The 14658-nt window shown below is 72.9% G+C and carries 16 protein-coding genes; 10 read left to right on the top strand and 6 right to left on the bottom strand.

The features are described 5' to 3' along the window. The first annotated feature begins 10 nt into the window (after nt 1-10). Together ASG76_RS10730 and ASG76_RS10725 are read left to right on the top strand one after the other, a co-directional pair. On the top strand, nt 11-1522 hold the full coding sequence (locus tag ASG76_RS10730; protein WP_056602623.1) for an AlkA N-terminal domain-containing protein: 1512 nt from the start codon (nt 11-13) through the stop codon (nt 1520-1522). After that, nucleotides 1510-1992 carry a methylated-DNA--[protein]-cysteine S-methyltransferase gene (locus ASG76_RS10725; RefSeq protein WP_056602621.1) on the top strand — a complete coding sequence of 161 codons (483 nt, stop codon included), beginning with the start codon at nt 1510-1512 and terminating at the stop codon, nt 1990-1992. The genes ASG76_RS10730 and ASG76_RS10725 overlap by 13 nt, the downstream gene beginning before the upstream one ends. Nucleotides 1993-2015: 23 nt before the next feature. Here the strand turns inward: ASG76_RS10725 and ASG76_RS10720 are convergent, their stop codons facing one another. Next, complete coding sequence (locus ASG76_RS10720; protein ID WP_056602619.1) at nt 2016-2738, bottom strand: IclR family transcriptional regulator; 723 nt, start codon at nt 2736-2738, stop codon at nt 2016-2018. A 78-nt stretch (nt 2739-2816) separates the two neighbouring features. Here ASG76_RS10720 and leuC point away from each other — a divergent pair, with 78 nt between their 5' ends. The 3 genes from leuC to ASG76_RS18790 all read left to right on the top strand — a co-directional run bounded on the left by leuC (nt 2817) and on the right by ASG76_RS18790 (nt 5669). Next, nucleotides 2817-4223, top strand: a complete 1407-nt coding sequence (gene leuC, locus ASG76_RS10715) for a 3-isopropylmalate dehydratase large subunit (RefSeq protein WP_056602875.1) — start codon at nt 2817-2819, stop codon at nt 4221-4223. A gap of 1 nt (nt 4224) precedes the next feature. Further along, on the top strand, nt 4225-4824 hold the full coding sequence (leuD, locus tag ASG76_RS10710; RefSeq protein ID WP_056602616.1) for a 3-isopropylmalate dehydratase small subunit: 600 nt from the start codon (nt 4225-4227) through the stop codon (nt 4822-4824). A 116-nt stretch (nt 4825-4940) separates the two neighbouring features. Then, the gene (locus ASG76_RS18790; RefSeq protein WP_082587438.1) at nt 4941-5669 is read left to right on the top strand and encodes an HU family DNA-binding protein; all 729 of its coding nucleotides are present in this window, start codon (nt 4941-4943) and stop codon (nt 5667-5669) included. Between the two features lie 37 nt (nt 5670-5706). On the opposite strand, the gene cofC is transcribed toward ASG76_RS18790, so the two are convergent. Beyond that, a complete protein-coding gene (gene cofC / locus ASG76_RS10700) occupies nt 5707-6396 on the bottom strand; it encodes a 2-phospho-L-lactate guanylyltransferase (RefSeq protein ID WP_235529525.1) in 690 nt (229 codons plus the stop codon). A 144-nt stretch (nt 6397-6540) separates the two neighbouring features. Here cofC and ASG76_RS10695 point away from each other — a divergent pair, with 144 nt between their 5' ends. Together ASG76_RS10695 and ASG76_RS10690 are read left to right on the top strand one after the other, a co-directional pair. Further along, nucleotides 6541-7350: a lysophospholipid acyltransferase family protein gene (locus ASG76_RS10695; protein ID WP_157559071.1), complete on the top strand. Its 810-nt coding sequence runs from the start codon at nt 6541-6543 to the stop codon at nt 7348-7350. Next, on the top strand, nt 7347-8360 hold the full coding sequence (locus tag ASG76_RS10690; RefSeq protein ID WP_056602612.1) for an NAD(P)H-dependent glycerol-3-phosphate dehydrogenase: 1014 nt from the start codon (nt 7347-7349) through the stop codon (nt 8358-8360). The genes ASG76_RS10695 and ASG76_RS10690 overlap by 4 nt, the downstream gene beginning before the upstream one ends. A 63-nt stretch (nt 8361-8423) precedes the next feature. On the opposite strand, the gene ASG76_RS10685 is transcribed toward ASG76_RS10690, so the two are convergent. Then, nucleotides 8424-9497: a trans-sulfuration enzyme family protein gene (locus ASG76_RS10685; protein WP_056602610.1), complete on the bottom strand. Its 1074-nt coding sequence runs from the start codon at nt 9495-9497 to the stop codon at nt 8424-8426. Nucleotides 9498-9529: 32 nt separating this feature from the next. Here ASG76_RS10685 and ASG76_RS10680 point away from each other — a divergent pair, with 32 nt between their 5' ends. Beyond that, a complete protein-coding gene (locus tag ASG76_RS10680; protein WP_056602608.1) occupies nt 9530-10663 on the top strand; it encodes a D-alanine--D-alanine ligase family protein in 1134 nt (377 codons plus the stop codon). 4 nt (nt 10664-10667) lie between these two features. Here ASG76_RS10680 and ASG76_RS10675 read toward each other — a convergent pair whose 3' ends face one another. Both ASG76_RS10675 and ASG76_RS10670 read right to left on the bottom strand, forming a co-directional pair. Next, nucleotides 10668-11174, bottom strand: coding sequence for a DUF3515 domain-containing protein (locus ASG76_RS10675; RefSeq protein WP_056602606.1), 507 nt, complete (start codon nt 11172-11174; stop codon nt 10668-10670). Nucleotides 11175-11191: 17 nt separating this feature from the next. Then, nucleotides 11192-11428, bottom strand: a complete 237-nt coding sequence (locus ASG76_RS10670) for an Lrp/AsnC family transcriptional regulator (protein WP_056602604.1) — start codon at nt 11426-11428, stop codon at nt 11192-11194. Nucleotides 11429-11545: 117 nt separating this feature from the next. Between ASG76_RS10670 and ASG76_RS10665 the strand changes: the two genes are divergently transcribed. After that, on the top strand, nt 11546-12496 hold the full coding sequence (locus ASG76_RS10665; RefSeq protein WP_056602602.1) for a thiamine-phosphate kinase: 951 nt from the start codon (nt 11546-11548) through the stop codon (nt 12494-12496). Between the two features lie 126 nt (nt 12497-12622). Here the strand turns inward: ASG76_RS10665 and rpmB are convergent, their stop codons facing one another. Next, a complete protein-coding gene (gene rpmB, locus ASG76_RS10660; protein WP_056602600.1) occupies nt 12623-12808 on the bottom strand; it encodes a 50S ribosomal protein L28 in 186 nt (61 codons plus the stop codon). Nucleotides 12809-13005: 197 nt separating this feature from the next. Between rpmB and ASG76_RS10655 the strand changes: the two genes are divergently transcribed. Next, nucleotides 13006-14658: a DAK2 domain-containing protein gene (locus ASG76_RS10655; protein WP_056602598.1), complete on the top strand. Its 1653-nt coding sequence runs from the start codon at nt 13006-13008 to the stop codon at nt 14656-14658.

Genomic DNA, 14658 nt, shown 5'->3' with positions numbered 1-14658 from the left:
GACTGGGCACATGACTCCGACCGGGCACCTCGACACCGAGGCGTGCTACCGCGCGGTCCAGAGCCGCGACCGCCGCTTCGACGGGGTGTTCTACACCGCGGTGCGCACCACCGGGATCTACTGCCGGCCCTCGTGCCCCGCACGCACGCCGGCGGTCGCCAACGTCACCTTCCACCCGACCGCAGCCAGTGCGCACGCCGCCGGCTACCGGGCCTGCAAGCGCTGCCTGCCCGACGCCACGCCCGGCAGCCCGGAGTGGGACGTCGCCGCCGACGTCGCCGGCCGGGCGATGCGGCTCATCGCCGACGGCCTGGTCGACCGCGAGGGGGTCGACGGGCTCGCCCGACGTGTCGGCTACACCCCGCGCCACCTGGGCCGGCTGCTCACCCGCGAGCTCGGCGCCGCGCCGTTGGCCCTGGCCCGTGCACGTCGGGCCCAGACGGCGCGGGTCCTGATCGAGACCACGGACCTGCCGGTCACCGATGTGGCGTTCGCGGCCGGCTTCGCGAGCGTGCGGCAGTTCAACGACACCGTGCGCGAGGTCTACGCCGCCTCCCCGAGCCAGCTGCGCGAGCGCCGCGGCTCAGCGCACGCCGCCCGGACCCCCGGCGCGCTCACGATGCGCCTTGCGGTCCGCACACCCTTCGCCGGCACCCGGCTGCTCGACTTCCTCGCCTACCACCTGGTGCCGGGCGTCGAGGTGGCCGCGCCCGGCACCTACGCCCGCACGCTCGACCTGCCCCACGGTCCCGGCACCGTCCGGCTCCGGCTGACCGACCTGCCGGCGGGCACCGGCACCGGGTTCGTGGCGGCCGACTTCTGGCTGCACGACCTGCGCGACACCGCGGCGGCCAGCGAGCGCGTACGCCGCCTGCTCGACGCCGACTGCGACCCCGGGGCGGTCGACGCCCACCTCGGTGCCGACCCCGCGCTCGGCGCGCTCGTGCGGGCCACCCCCGGGCTTCGTGTCCCGGGTCAGGTCGACGGCGACGAGACGGCCGTGCGCACGGTCATCGGCCAGCAGGTCAGCGTCACTGGCGCGCGGACCGTCGGAGGGCGCATCGTCGCCGCCCACGGTCGCCCGGTCTCCTCGCCCGTGCCCGGCCTGACCCACCTCTTCCCCGACGCCGCCACGCTCGCGGGCGTCGACCCCGAGACCCTGCCGATGCCGCGGACCCGCGGCCGCGCCCTGGTCGGACTGGCGTCGGCGCTGGCCGACGGCACGGTCGTGCTCGACCGCGGCCCCGACCGCGACGACGTACGCCGCTCGCTCCTGGCGCTGCCCGGCATCGGGCCGTGGACCGCCGACTACGTCGCGATGCGCGCCCTGGGCCACCCCGACGTCTTCCTGCCCACCGACCTGGCCGTGCGCCGTCTGCTGGCGGGCATGGCAGGGGCGGACGGCACCGTGCCCGACCCGGAGGCATGGCGACCGTGGCGGTCCTACGCCCTGATGCACCTGTGGAACACCCTGATGCCCGAGACACCGCCCGGTGGAGGAGAACTGACATGTGGACCGTGATGCCCTCGCCGATCGGCGACCTGCGCATCGTCGAGCGTGACGGCTCGATCGTGGCGATCGAGTTCTCGCCGTTCCGCCCACCGGCGGACGGCCGCCCGCTCGGCGAACGCGCCGACGACCAGCCCGTGCTCGCGGCGGCGGTGCGCCAGCTGACGGCGTACTTCGCGGGCGAGCTGACGACGTTCGACCTGCCGCTCGCCCCGGTCGGCACCGACTTCCAGCGTCGCGTGTGGCACCAGCTCGAGCAGATCGGCTACGGCGACACCGCGTCCTACGGCGAGATCGCCGGTCGGCTCGGCATGACCAACGCCGCCTCACGCGCTGTCGGGCTGGCCAACGGCCGCAACCCGATCCCGATCGTGGTGCCGTGCCACCGCGTCATCGGCGCCAACGGCACGCTGACCGGCTATGCCGGCGGGCTGGAGCGCAAGCAGCAGCTGCTGGAGCTGGAGCAGGACGCCTTGTTCTGAGCCGAGATGCTAAGCAGCCCCAGCTACTCCGCAGCAGCGCGGCGCAGCGACTCCGAGAGCCGGTCGGCGGCGGCGAGCACGGCGGGTGCGTGCATGCGCCCGGGCTGGCGCGAGAGCCGCTCGAGCGGGCCGGACACCGACACCGCGGCGATCACCTTGCCGCCGGGGGAGCGGACCGGGGCCGACACCGACGCGACGCCCTGCTCGCGCTCGCCGACCGACTGCGACCACCCGCGACGGCGGATGCCGGACAGGGCGGTGGCGGAGAAGGCGGCGTTCTGCAGGCCGCGGTGCATCCGCTCCGGGTCCTCCCACGCGAGCAGGATCTGCGCGGCCGAGCCGGCGTTCATGGTGAGCTGCGAGCCGACGGGGATCGTGTCGCGCAGGCCCGACGGGCGCTCGGCGGCGGCGACGCAGACGCGGTGCTCGCCCTGGCGGCGCCAGAGCTGCGCGGACTCGCCGGTGATGTCGCGCAGTCGTGCCAGGACGGGTCCGGCTGCGGCGAGCAACCGGTCCTCGCCGGCCGCGGCCGACAGCTCGGCCAGGCGCGGTCCGAGGACGAAGCGTCCCTGCATGTCGCGCGCCACGAGGCGGTGGTGCTCGAGCGCCACCGCGAGGCGGTGGGCCGTGGGGCGCGCCAGGCCGGTGCCGGCCACGAGCCCGGCCAGGGTGGCCGGTCCGGCCTCGAGGGCCGCCAGCACGAGGGCGGCCTTGTCCAGCACGCCGACACCAGATCCGTTGTCCATATACCGATATTCGCATCTCAGCCAGTGGGATGCAAGCCTATGGTCGTCCCACCGCCAGAAAGTGTGAAGGAGATCGTCGTGGGCAAGACCCTGTCCGAGAAGGTGTGGGACGAGCACGTCGTCCGCAGTGCGGCCGGAGAGCCCGACCTCCTCTACATCGACCTCCACCTCCTCCACGAGGTGACGTCGCCGCAGGCCTTCGACGGCCTGCGCCTGGCCGACCGCGCCGTACGCCGCCCCGACCTCACGCTCGCGACCGAGGACCACAACGTCCCGACGCTCGACTGGGACAAGCCGATCGCCGACCCGGTGAGCCGCACGCAGGTCGAGACGCTGCGCAAGAACTGCGCGGACTTCGGCGTGCGCCTGCACCCGCTCGGCGACATCGAGCAGGGCATCGTGCACGTCGTCGGCCCGCAGCTGGGCCTGACCCAGCCCGGCATGACGATCGTGTGCGGCGACTCGCACACCTCCACGCACGGCGCCTTCGGCGCCATCGCCTTCGGCATCGGCACCTCCGAGGTCGAGCACGTGCTCGCGACGCAGACGCTGACGCAGGCGCGCCCGAAGACCATGGCCGTCACCGTCAACGGCAGCCTGCCCGAGGGCGTCACCGCCAAGGACCTCGTGCTGACCCTGATCGCCCACACCGGCACCGGCGGCGGCCAGGGCTACATCGTGGAGTACCGCGGGCAGGCCATCGAGGAGCTCTCGATGGAGGGCCGGATGACGGTGTGCAACATGTCGATCGAGTGGGGCGCGAAGGCCGGCATGATCGCGCCCGACCAGACCACCTTCGACTACATCGAGGGCAAGCCCGAGGCGCCGAAGGGTGCCGACTGGGATGCCGCCGTCGCGCACTGGAGGACGCTGCGCACCGACGACGACGCCGTCTTCGACGAGGAGATCGTGCTCGACGCCTCGACCATGACGCCGTTCGTCACGTGGGGCACCAACCCCGGCCAGGGCGCTCCGCTGGGGGCCTCGGTCCCGAGCCCGGACGACTTCGACGAGCCCAACGACAAGGTCGCCACCGAGAAGGCCCTGCACTACATGGGCCTCGAGGCCGGCACCCCGCTGCGCGAGGTCAAGGTCGACACCGTCTTCGTCGGCTCCTGCACCAACGGCCGCATCGAGGACCTGCGCCTGGCGGCGTCGATCCTCGAGGGCCGTCACGTCGCCGACGACACGCGCCTGCTCGTCGTGCCCGGCTCGGTGCGCGTGCGCCTGCAGGCCGAGGCCGAGGGGCTCGACAAGGTCTTCGTCGCCGCCGGTGCGGAGTGGCGAGGTGCGGGCTGCTCCATGTGCCTGGGCATGAACCCCGACCAGCTCGCCCCCGGCGAGCGCAGCGCCTCGACGTCCAACCGCAACTTCGAGGGCCGGCAGGGCAAGGGTGGTCGTACGCACCTCGTGTCCGTCCCCGTCGCCGCCGCCACCGCCGTGCGCGGCACCCTCTCCAGCCCCGCCGACCTGCAGGAGGTCTGACATGGACTCGTTCACCACCCACACCGGCGTCGGCGTCCCGCTCAAGCGCAGCAACGTCGACACCGACCAGATCATCCCGGCGGTCTACCTCAAGCGGGTGACCCGGACCGGCTTCGAGGACGGGCTGTTCGCTGCCTGGCGCAACGATCCCGACTTCGTGCTCAACGACCCGACGTACGCCGCCGGGTCCGTGCTGGTCGCAGGTCCCGACTTCGGCACCGGCAGCTCGCGCGAGCACGCCGTCTGGGCGCTGCAGAACTACGGCTTCAAGGTCGTCATCTCCTCGCGCTTCGCCGACATCTTCCGCGGCAACTCCGGCAAGGCCGGGCTGCTCGCGGCACAGGTCGACGAGAAGGTCGTGCAGCGGCTGTGGGACTGGCTCGAGGACCACCCGGGCGGCGAGATCACCGTCGACCTGGAGAGCCGTACGGTGCGCGCCGGCGCGGGCGACGACGCCGTCGAGGACTCCTTCGACATCGACGACTACACCCGCTGGCGCCTGCTCGAGGGGCTCGACGACATCGGCATCACCCTCGGCCACGACGACGACATCGCCGCGTTCGAGGCGGCACGACCGGGTTGGAAGCCCGTCACGGCCTGAAAAATCCCCTACAAATAAGGCCGATGGTGATTGTCCTCACCCTTCCATGTGCCTAGCGTGCCTCGCAGAGGGTCGAGCACGAGCTCGGCTTCCGGCGTTCATTGGAAGGGAAGCTAGTGAACAAGTCAGAGCTCATCGACGCGCTCGCCGCGCGTTACGAGGGGAACCGCAAGCAGGCGGCACACGCACTGGAGTCGGTGCTCGACACCATCACCCGTGAGGTGGCCAAGGGCGAGAAGGTCGCCATCACCGGCTTCGGTTCGTTCGAGAAGGCGGTGCGCAACGCGCGCTGGGTCCGCAACCCGCAGACCGGCGAGCGGATGAAGTCCAAGAAGAAGTCGGTGCCGAAGTTCTCCGCGGGCAAGGAGCTCAAGGACGTCATCTCGGGTGCGAAGAAGCTGCCCAAGCTGACCGCTGCGACCATGCCGAAGCCTCCGGCGGGGGTGCGCGCTGCTGCGGCTGCCGTCACCGGTGCGGCCGCCAAGAAGTCGGCTCCGGCCAGGACGGCGGCGCCGGCGAAGAAGTCGGCGGCCAAGTCCACGGCGGCGAAGAAGACCACGTCGACGGCTGCCAAGAAGTCGGCTCCGGCCAAGAAGGCCGCCCCGGCGAAGAAGGCCGCTCCGGCGACGAAGACGGCTGCGAAGAAGACGGCTGCGAAGACCACCGCCACGAAGGCTGCGGCCACCAAGAAGGCGACCCCGGCCAAGAAGACGACCGCCAAGTCGACCGCGTCCAAGTCGACCGCGTCCAAGTCGACCGCCTCGAAGTCGACCGCGTCGAAGAGCACGGCTTCGAGGACTCCGGCCAAGAAGGCGCCGGCGAAGAAGACCGCGAAGAAGTCCTGACGACGCAGCACTCCTGCGAGCGCCGGCGAGAGGCGGGTCACCCCTGGGGGGTGGCCCGCCTTCCGCTTGCCCGGGTCGTGCGCGGCCCGACGCCGTGGACGAGCGCGGCACCCAAGTCGATGAGGTCGTCGACGTCAGCGCGCACGCTGCTCGCGGTCACGCCGACCTCGACCGCGCCCTCGCCCCCATGACGCGACGCCGACGCGGTGCCGAACTGCGGGTCGAAGCGTGCGGCAGCAGCGGCGTACAACGTCGTGCCGGTGCCGGCGCGGTCGCGCACGAAGGCCGAGCCGCCCGCCCGCACGAGGGCTGCAGCCTCCTCGAGCACCGCACCCAGCTGGGCAGGTCGCAGTCCCGGGAGGTCCGCGCACAGCGCCACCGGCACGGCGTCCGGCCAGCGGCGAGCGACCTCGGCCGCGGCCTGGGCGAGGGTCGCGTTGAGGTCCTCGCTGGCGCCGTCGGGCATGACCTCGGCACCCAGTGCCCGCATCGCGCCGGCGAGGCGGAAGTCGTCGGTGACGACGAGCACGCGTGCGACGCCGGGCGTCGCCGCGACCGCCTCCACGGTGTCCAGCGCGAAGGCCTCCGCGAGCTCGCGGCGCTGCTCGTCGGCGAGGCCGGCGAGGCGTGACTTGCCGAGCGACGGCGGCTTCACCGGTACGACGACCACGCACTGCGTGGCGGCCGGGGCACCGTCGGGACCGGGCGGCGGGGGGAGGGACGACACGCACGAATCCTGTCACCCGGGACCAGCGCGGCGGAGCGGTCCCCGGGCCCGCACGAGCGAGTAGCCTGCTCGCGACGCAGGGAGCGTCCGGCCGGCTGCGGGGCACCGCGGCCGGGTCGCGGAGCAGATCAGGTGGGGTGGCGGGTGCGGGTCAGGAAGCTGCAGCAGGAGCGCGGCTGGGCCATGACGGTGGCGGCGGCCATCCTCAAGCCCACCTTGCTCGGCGCCACCTCGCGCACCTGGATCGACGGCGAGAAGATCCCCGCCACCGGCGGCTGCATCGTCGTGCTCAACCACATCTCCCACGTCGACCCGCTGCTGTCGGCGCACTTCGTCTACGACCACGGCCGGCTCCCGCGCTACCTCGCGAAGTCGGGGCTCTTCACCAACAAGTACCTCGGCGGATTCCTGTCCTCGGCCGGTCAGATCCCCGTCGAGCGACTCACCCGCAACGCGATCGGCGCCTACGACGCCGCGGTCCGCGCGATCGGCGAGGGCGAGTGCATCGTCATCTACCCCGAGGGCACGCTGACCCGCGACCCCGACCTGTGGCCGATGAAGGGCAAGACGGGCGCGGCGCGGATCGCGCTCGCCACCGGCTGCCCGGTCATCCCGGTCGGTCAGTGGGGTGCGCAGGAGGTGCTGCCGCCCTACACCAAGCGCCCGCACCTGGTGCCGCGCAAGAACATCGTGATGAAGGCCGGAGACCCGGTGCGACTCGACGACCTGCTCGACCTGCCGCACGACGCGGCGACGACCGCGCGCGCCACGGAGCGGATCATGGCCGCCATCACCGCGATCGTCGCCGACCTGCGCGACGAGACGCCGCCCGCCGAGCGCTTCGACCCCCGCGCCCGCGGCGTACGGGAGATCGGCAACCCCCACGGCGATGCCCGCCCGACGACCGCCCACCGCACCACTCACCGCACCACGAAGAGGAAGCGCAGCCGATGACCCAGCACAGGACCAAGGTCGCGGTCTTCAGCGCCGGATCGTGGGGCACCGCGTTCTCGCTGGTGCTGGCCGACGCCGGCAACGACGTGACCCTGTGGGCGCGCCGCGACGAGGTGGTCGAGGCCATCAACGACCGCCGTGAGAACACCGACTACCTGCCGGGCATCGAGCTGCCGCCGTCGATCAGCGCGTCGACCGATCCCGAGCAGGTCGCGGCCGACGCCGACGTCGTCGTGCTGACGGTGCCGTCGCAGTCGCTGCGGGAGAACCTCACGTCGTGGGCGCCTGTGATCCCGGAGAAGGCCACGCTGCTGTCGCTGATGAAGGGCGTCGAGCTCGGCTCGCTGATGCGGATGAGCGAGGTGATCCAGGAGGTCACCGACGCGCCGGCCAACCGGATCGCGGTGCTCAGCGGGCCCAACCTGGCGCGGGAGATCGCCCGCCGCGAGCCGGCCGCCTCGGTGGTCGCCTGCCTCGACGAGGACCGTGCCAAGCAGCTCCAGGCCATCACCCACGGGCCGTCGTTCCGCCCGTACACCTCCGTCGACGTGCTCGGCTGCGAGATCGGCGGCGCCTACAAGAACGTCGTCGGCCTCGCGGTCGGCATGGCCGTCGGTCTCGGCTTCGGCGACAACACCACTGCGTCGGTCATCACGCGCGGCCTCGCCGAGACCGCGCGCCTCGCGGTCGCGCAGGGCGCCAACCCGCTGACCCTGATGGGCCTCGCGGGACTGGGCGACCTCGTCGCCACCTGCTCCTCGCCGCTCTCGCGCAACCGCACCTTCGGCGAGCGACTCGGGCAGGGCATGACGACCGAGGAGATCTACGCCTCGACGCGCCAGGTCGCCGAGGGCGCGAAGTCCTGCAAGTCGCTGCTCGCCCTCGCCCGTCGCGAGGGCGTGGACGCCCCGATCGCCGAGGCCGTCGACGCCGTCGTCGACGGGCGGATGACCGCGCTCGACATGATGAACTCCTTCATCGCGCGCGACACCAAGCCCGAGATGGACTGAGCCACCGCAGCGTCATGAGGACCGCGGGTCCGGACCCGCAGACCTCATGACGCCGGGCGGGGCTCAGCCCACGCACCCGTCGAGCGCGTCGCGCAGGTCCTCCCAGAGGTCCTCGACGTCCTCGATGCCCACCGAGAGCCGCACGAGACCGTCGGGGATGGTCGCCGCCTCGGCCTTCCAGCGGCGGCGCCGCTCCAGCGTCGACTCGACGCCGCCGAGCGACGTCGCGTGCACCCACAGCCGCGTCTTGCGGCAGAGCAGGTCGGCGGCCATCTCGCCCTGGGCGAGCACGATGCTCACGATGCCGCCGAAGCCGGGGTAGCGGACCTCCGACAGCGCGGGGTGCTCGGCGAGACGGCGTACGAGCTCCTGGGCGTTGGCCTGCGCACGCTCGACGCGCAGGTGCAGGGTGCGCAGCCCGCGCAGCGTCAGCCACGCCTCGAACGGGCCGGGGATGGCGCCGACGAGGTCACGTCGCCCCTTGAGCACGGTCCACAGCTCGTCGTCGGCGGTGACGATCGCGCCCATCTGCACGTCGGAGTGACCGGCGAGGTACTTGGTCGCGGAGTGCACGACCAGGTCGACGCCGTCCTCGAGCGGACGCTGGAGCAGGGGAGTGGCGAAGGTGTTGTCGACCACGACGTAGGCGCCGGCCTCGTGCGCGGCGGCGGTGATGGTGGCGATGTCGGCGACCTCCAGCGCCGGGTTGGTCGGCGACTCGAGCCACACCAGCGCGGCGTCGGCGCAGGCGGCGACCACCGCCTCGGTGTCGGTGATGTCGACGAGCTCGGCACGCAGGCGACCGCGCGACTCCAGGTCGCCGAGCTGCATGATCGTGCCGGTGTAGGCGTGGCGGGGCACGACGACCTTGCCGTCGGACCCGACGAGGTCGAGCACCGTCGCGACCGCGGCGAGGCCGGAGGCGAAGGTCAGGCAGCGCCCGCCCTCGAGCGCGCCGAGCGCCTCCTCCAGCGCGGTCCACGTCGGGTTGCCGTAGCGCCCGTACTCCACCTCGCCGCCGGCGACGTAGGTCGCGGCCATCGTGATGGGGGTGTTGAGGGGCGCGTCGGGCGTCTTGTCGGGGCGACCGGCGGTCACGGCGAGGGTGCCGGGCCTGAGGGGTGAGTCTGCAGCCATGCGCGCCAGCGTAGGTGGATAGGGTCGAGCCGATGAACGAGACCTCCCAGGACCACCCCGCCCGCAAGCCTCGCGTCGCCGTCGTCTTCGGTGGCCGCTCGTCCGAGCACGGCATCTCGTGCGTCACCGCGGGCAGCGTGCTGGCCGCGATCGACCGTGAGACCTACGACGTGGTGCCGGTCGGGATCGCCACCGACGGACGCTGGGTGCTGGAGGCCGACGAGCCCGGCCGCCTCGCGATCCGCGGCGGCGACCTGCCCGAGGTCGACGCGCAGCGCTCGCCCGTCGCGCTCATGGGGGCCACCACGGGCACCGACCTGGTGGTCACCGAGCCGTCGAGCGTCCCGTCGGTCATCGGCGAGGTCGACGTGGTGTTCCCGCTGCTGCACGGGCCGTGGGGCGAGGACGGCACGCTGCAGGGCATGCTCGAGATGGCCGGGGTGCGCTACGTCGGCTCCGGCGTGCTCGCCTCGGCGGTCGGGATGGACAAGGCCTTCATGAAGGTCGTGCTCGAGTCGGCCGGCCTTCCGGTGACCCCGGGCATCGTCGTCACCCGCACCGAGTGGGAGCAGGACCCCGTCGGCTGCCGCGCCCGCATCGAGGACCTCGGCTTCCCCTCCTTCGCCAAGCCCGCGCGCGCCGGCTCCAGCATGGGCATCAGCAAGGTCCACGACGCCGGCGAGGTCGAGAATGCGCTCGAGGAGGCCTTCCGCCACGACCCGAAGGTGCTCGTCGAGCAGTCGATGGAGGGCGCGCGCGAGGTGGAGTGCGGTGTGCTCGGCACGCTCGAGGGACCGCCGGAGACCTCGCGTCCGGGGGAGGTCCGCACGGGCGGCGACCACGAGTTCTACGACTTCGAGGCCAAGTACCTCGCCGACCAGCACACCGAGATCGACATCCCCGCCGACGTCCCCGCCGAGGTCGAGCAGTCGCTGCGGGCGATGGCCGTGCGCGCCTTCGAGGCGCTGTCGTGCGAGGGCCTGGCCCGCGTCGACTTCTTCGTCATGCCCGACGGGTCGCTGGTGATCAACGAGCTCAACACGATGCCCGGCTTCACGCCCACCTCGATGTACCCCCAGCTCTGGGCCGCGTCCGGCATGGCCTACCCCGACCTGGTCGATCGGCTCGTCCAGCTCGCGCTGCGCCGCGACACCGGCCTGCGCTAGCTGCCTACAGGCAGGACAGGCCCTCGCCCAGGTGCTGCTTGAGGGCCGGGGCCAGCTCGGCGAGGGCCCGGTCGATGCCCTCGGTGCGCCGGTCGGCCGACACCCACACCTCGACGTAGGGCCGCAGGCTCAGGGCGATGGGCGTCGCGTCCTCGCCGAGGTCGCTGAGCTGGTCGTCGGGGACCCACCACCCGACGCCGTCGATCACGTTGCACTGCGACGTCGGCGCGTAGTCGGCCGGCGCCGGCACGCCGCACGTGAGGACGTACGCCGGATCGCCCCACGCCGCACCGAGGACACCGTCGTCGACGTCGACCCGGTCCTGGCCCGCCAGCGTGTCGGGCAGGGCGGCGACGAGCGCCTCGCAGGCCGTGCGGTCGGCGGAGGAGAGGTCGTGCTCCTCGATGGTGGGGGTGGTGCCGCCGCTGCAGGAGGAGAGCAGCAGGCAGCCGAGGGCGGACGCGACGACGCCCCGGCTCGTGCGGGAGCCGGGGCGTCGAGGTGCGCGCACGTGTCGTCGGGAGACGATCAGATGTGGACGACCGGGCAGGTCAGCGTGCGGGTGATGCCGTCGAGGTTCTGCACCTTCGACACCACGAGCTTGCCGAGCTCGTCGACGTTCTTGGCCTCGGCGCGGACGATCACGTCGTAGGGACCGGTGACGTCCTCGGCGAGCGTGACGCCGCTGACCTGGGCGATCTCGCGGGCGACCTCGGCGGCCTTGCCGACGTCGGTCTGGATCAGGATGTAGGCCTGGACGACCATCGTGGGACTCCTCGGTCTCTTCAGCGGGTGTGACCGGCACAACCTACCGCGCGGCGCGCCCACGCCGACAGGGGATGGGTGGGGTGTGATCGCCGAAGGGTCTGGTGGGATGGGGCCATGGCCCTCACAACGGATGCAACCCTGGCCGAGGTCGGCGAGTTCGGCCTGATCTCGGAGCTCGTGAAGGTCTTCGAGAGCGACGAGCACGTCCTGGTCGGGCCCGGCGACGACGCCGCCGTGCTGCGCATCAAGCACGGCCATGTCGTGGTCTCCACCGACCTCATGGTCGAGGGCCGCCACTTCCGCCGCGACTGGGCCGACGCCTCCGACGTCGGGCACCGAGCCGCCGCGCAGAATCTCTCCGACGTCAACGCCATGGGCGGCACCGCGCGCCACCTCACCATCGGCCTGGCCGCGCCGGCCGACCTGCCGGTGGCCTGGGCGCTGGACTTCGCCCGAGGCTTCGCCGAGGAGTGCGCGAGCGTCGGGGCCACGGTCGTCGGGGGTGACATCACCCGCTCCGATCAGCTCGTGATCGCCGTGACGGTCCTCGGCCAGTGCACGCAGTCGCCGGTGCTGCGCTCGGGCGCCCGACCCGGCGACGTGCTCGCGCTGACCGGCCGCCAGGGCTGGGCCGCCGGGGGCCTGGCGGTGCTCGGCCGCGGCTTCCGCTCCCCGCGGGTGCTCGTCGAGGCCTACCGCCGCCCGGAGCCGCCCTACGGCGCCGGACGCGTGGCGGCCGAGGCCGGTGCGACCGCCCTCATCGACATCTCCGACGGGCTGGTCGCCGAGGCCGGGCACCTCGCGGAGGCCAGCGGCGTCGCCATCGACGTACGCAGCGACGCCTTCGAGGTCCCCGAGCCGCTGCAGGCCGTCGGCGCCGCGCTCGGCGCCGACCCGATGCAGTTCATCCTCGGAGGCGGCGACGACCACGCGCTCCTCGCGACCTTCCCCGACCGCGCCTCCGTGCCCGACGGGTGGCAGGTCGTGGGCGAGGTCCGCGAGGGGGAGGGCGTCACGGTCGACGGGGCGCCCTACGACGGCCCCGCCGGGTGGACGCACTTCTGAGCGTCACTGGGCATTGAGTCTCCCAGCGACTCAACGCCGACGAGCGACACCGGCGCAGCCTCAACCCAGCACGACAAGACCCCCGCCGCAGAGCGACGGGGGTCTCGACGAGAAGTCTGGGTCAGGTCAGCGCGAGACCTTGCCGGCCTTGAGGCAACCGGTGCAGACGTTGAGGCGCTTGGGCGTGCCGTTCACGGTCGCCCGGACGCGTTGGATGTTGGGGTTGAAGCGACGCTTCGTGATCTTGCGCGACCAGGGACGGTTGTTTCCGAAGCCCGGCTTCTTGGCGCAGATGTCGCAGACGGCAGCCACCGTGCACTCCGATCCGTTCGAGGTTGATGTCTTGGAGGCCTGCACCACCAGAGGCGGCCACAGGCAACCGCGCAAGAGTAGCCGAGGACCTGCGGGGAGATGAAATCGCAGGGGCGTGGGTGCAGGGCACTACCCTGTGGCGCGCAGCACATCGTACGACGAACCTGCATCACACACCCCGGGAGCACACCGACGCGATGGAGCACGTCACCCACGGCATCACGCTGGACGGCGTCGCGCGGTTCGTCGACATCGCGACCGATGCGCTGTCCTCGGCGCGCGAGGAGATCGACGCCCTCAACGTCTATCCCGTGCCCGACGGCGACACCGGCACCAACATGTTCCTCACCGTCTCCGCCGCCCGTGACGCCCTGCGCGAGGCCCGCGCCAGCGAGCCCGACCTCTCCCTCGGCGACGGCATGGCGGTGCTCGCCCGCGCCGCGCTGATGGGCGCGCGTGGCAACTCGGGCGTGATCCTCAGCCAGATGCTCCGCGCCTACGTACGCCACCTCGCCGGCGCCGCGATCGAGGACAGCCCGGCCGAGACGATCGCCGCGGCGATGGCCGAGGCGACCGACGCCAGCTATGCCGCGGTCGGCACGCCCGTCGAGGGCACCATCCTCACGGTGTCGCGGGCCGCGTCGGACGCCGCGCTGGAGGCGGCGGCGCGCGGGGCCCGCACCCGTGACGTCTTCACCGCCGCGGCCGCGGCCGCCCGGGTCGCGCTCGCCCACACTCCCGAGCAGCTAGAGGTGCTGGCCCAGGCCGGCGTGGTCGACGCCGGCGGGCGCGGGCTCTGCGTCGTGCTCGACGCCGTGGAGACGACCGCGACCGGTCGACGGCCGATGCCCGTCGCGGTCCCGATCGGCACCCACCACATCCCGGTCGCCGCGACGGTCCCGAGCGACGACCTCACCCCGGACGGGCCCGGCTACGAGGTGATGTACCTCCTCGACGTGGCCCCCGAGGCCGAGGACGACGCCGTCGCCGTGCTGCGCGAGTCGCTGGCCGCCCTCGGTGACAGCCTGGTCGTGGTGGGCGGGGACGGCCTCTGGAACGTCCACGTGCACGTCGACGACGTGGGCGCCGCGATCGAGGCGGGCATCGCCGCCGGACGTCCGCACCGGATCCGGGTCACCCACTTCGCCGACCAGGTGGCCGCCGTGCGCCAGCGGTCCTCCACCCGCTCGGGCCGGCGCGTGGTCGCCGTCGCGGCCGGGCCCGGGCTCTCGGAGCTCTTCGAGTCCGCGGGCGCGGTCGTCGTCGACGGTGGGCCCGGGCAGCGACCCTCGACGGGCCAGCTGCTGGAGGCGATCACGTCCTGCGGTGCCGCCGAGGTCGTCGTGCTGCCCAACGACGGCGACACGGTGCGGGCCGCGGAGATCGCCGCTCGCACCGCCGAGGCCGAGCACGACGTGTCGGTCGAGGTCATCCCCACCCAGGCCCAGGTCCAGGGCCTGGCCGCGATCTCGGTGCACGAGCCCGGGCGGGCCTTCGACGCCGACGTCCGCGAGATGACCGCCACCGCGCGCCACGCGCGGCACGGCGCCGTCACCGTCGCGGCCCGCCAGGCGATCACCATGGCGGGCCCGTGCGAGTCCGGCGACGCCCTCGGCGTGATCGCGGGCGACTTCGCGGTCGTCGGCTCCGACCTCGAGACGGTGGCCGACGAGGTGCTCGAGCGGCTCCTCGCCGGCGGAGGAGAGCTGGTCACCATCGTCTCCGGCGAGGACGGCGTCGAGCTCGCCGACCGGGTCGCGGCCCGGGTCGAGGAGCGGCACCCGACCGTCGACGTCGCGGTCCACCACGGTGGCCAGCCGCGCTACCCGCTGCTCGTCAGCGTCGAGTGA

The organism is Nocardioides sp. Soil774, from assembly GCF_001428125.1.
In the GTDB taxonomy this organism is placed as follows: domain Bacteria; phylum Actinomycetota; class Actinomycetes; order Propionibacteriales; family Nocardioidaceae; genus Nocardioides.
The sequence above is the reverse complement of the archived record's forward strand: the minus strand, read 5'-3'. Positions and strand labels throughout refer to the sequence as shown.

What these genes read in the sequence shown, in the direction of transcription:
- ASG76_RS10730 (WP_056602623.1), top strand. Translation starts at nt 11, where the DNA reads ATGACTCCGACCGGGCACCTCGACACCGAGGCGTGCTACCGCGCGGTC.
- ASG76_RS10725 (WP_056602621.1), top strand. Translation starts at nt 1,510, where the DNA reads ATGTGGACCGTGATGCCCTCGCCGATCGGCGACCTGCGCATCGTCGAG.
- ASG76_RS10720 (WP_056602619.1), bottom strand. Translation starts at nt 2,738, where the DNA reads ATGGACAACGGATCTGGTGTCGGCGTGCTGGACAAGGCCGCCCTCGTG.
- leuD (WP_056602616.1), top strand. Translation starts at nt 4,225, where the DNA reads ATGGACTCGTTCACCACCCACACCGGCGTCGGCGTCCCGCTCAAGCGC.
- ASG76_RS10690 (WP_056602612.1), top strand. Translation starts at nt 7,347, where the DNA reads ATGACCCAGCACAGGACCAAGGTCGCGGTCTTCAGCGCCGGATCGTGG.
- ASG76_RS10685 (WP_056602610.1), bottom strand. Translation starts at nt 9,497, where the DNA reads ATGGCTGCAGACTCACCCCTCAGGCCCGGCACCCTCGCCGTGACCGCC.
- ASG76_RS10680 (WP_056602608.1), top strand. Translation starts at nt 9,530, where the DNA reads ATGAACGAGACCTCCCAGGACCACCCCGCCCGCAAGCCTCGCGTCGCC.
- ASG76_RS10670 (WP_056602604.1), bottom strand. Translation starts at nt 11,428, where the DNA reads ATGGTCGTCCAGGCCTACATCCTGATCCAGACCGACGTCGGCAAGGCC.
- ASG76_RS10665 (WP_056602602.1), top strand. Translation starts at nt 11,546, where the DNA reads ATGGCCCTCACAACGGATGCAACCCTGGCCGAGGTCGGCGAGTTCGGC.
- ASG76_RS10655 (WP_056602598.1), top strand. Translation starts at nt 13,006, where the DNA reads ATGGAGCACGTCACCCACGGCATCACGCTGGACGGCGTCGCGCGGTTC.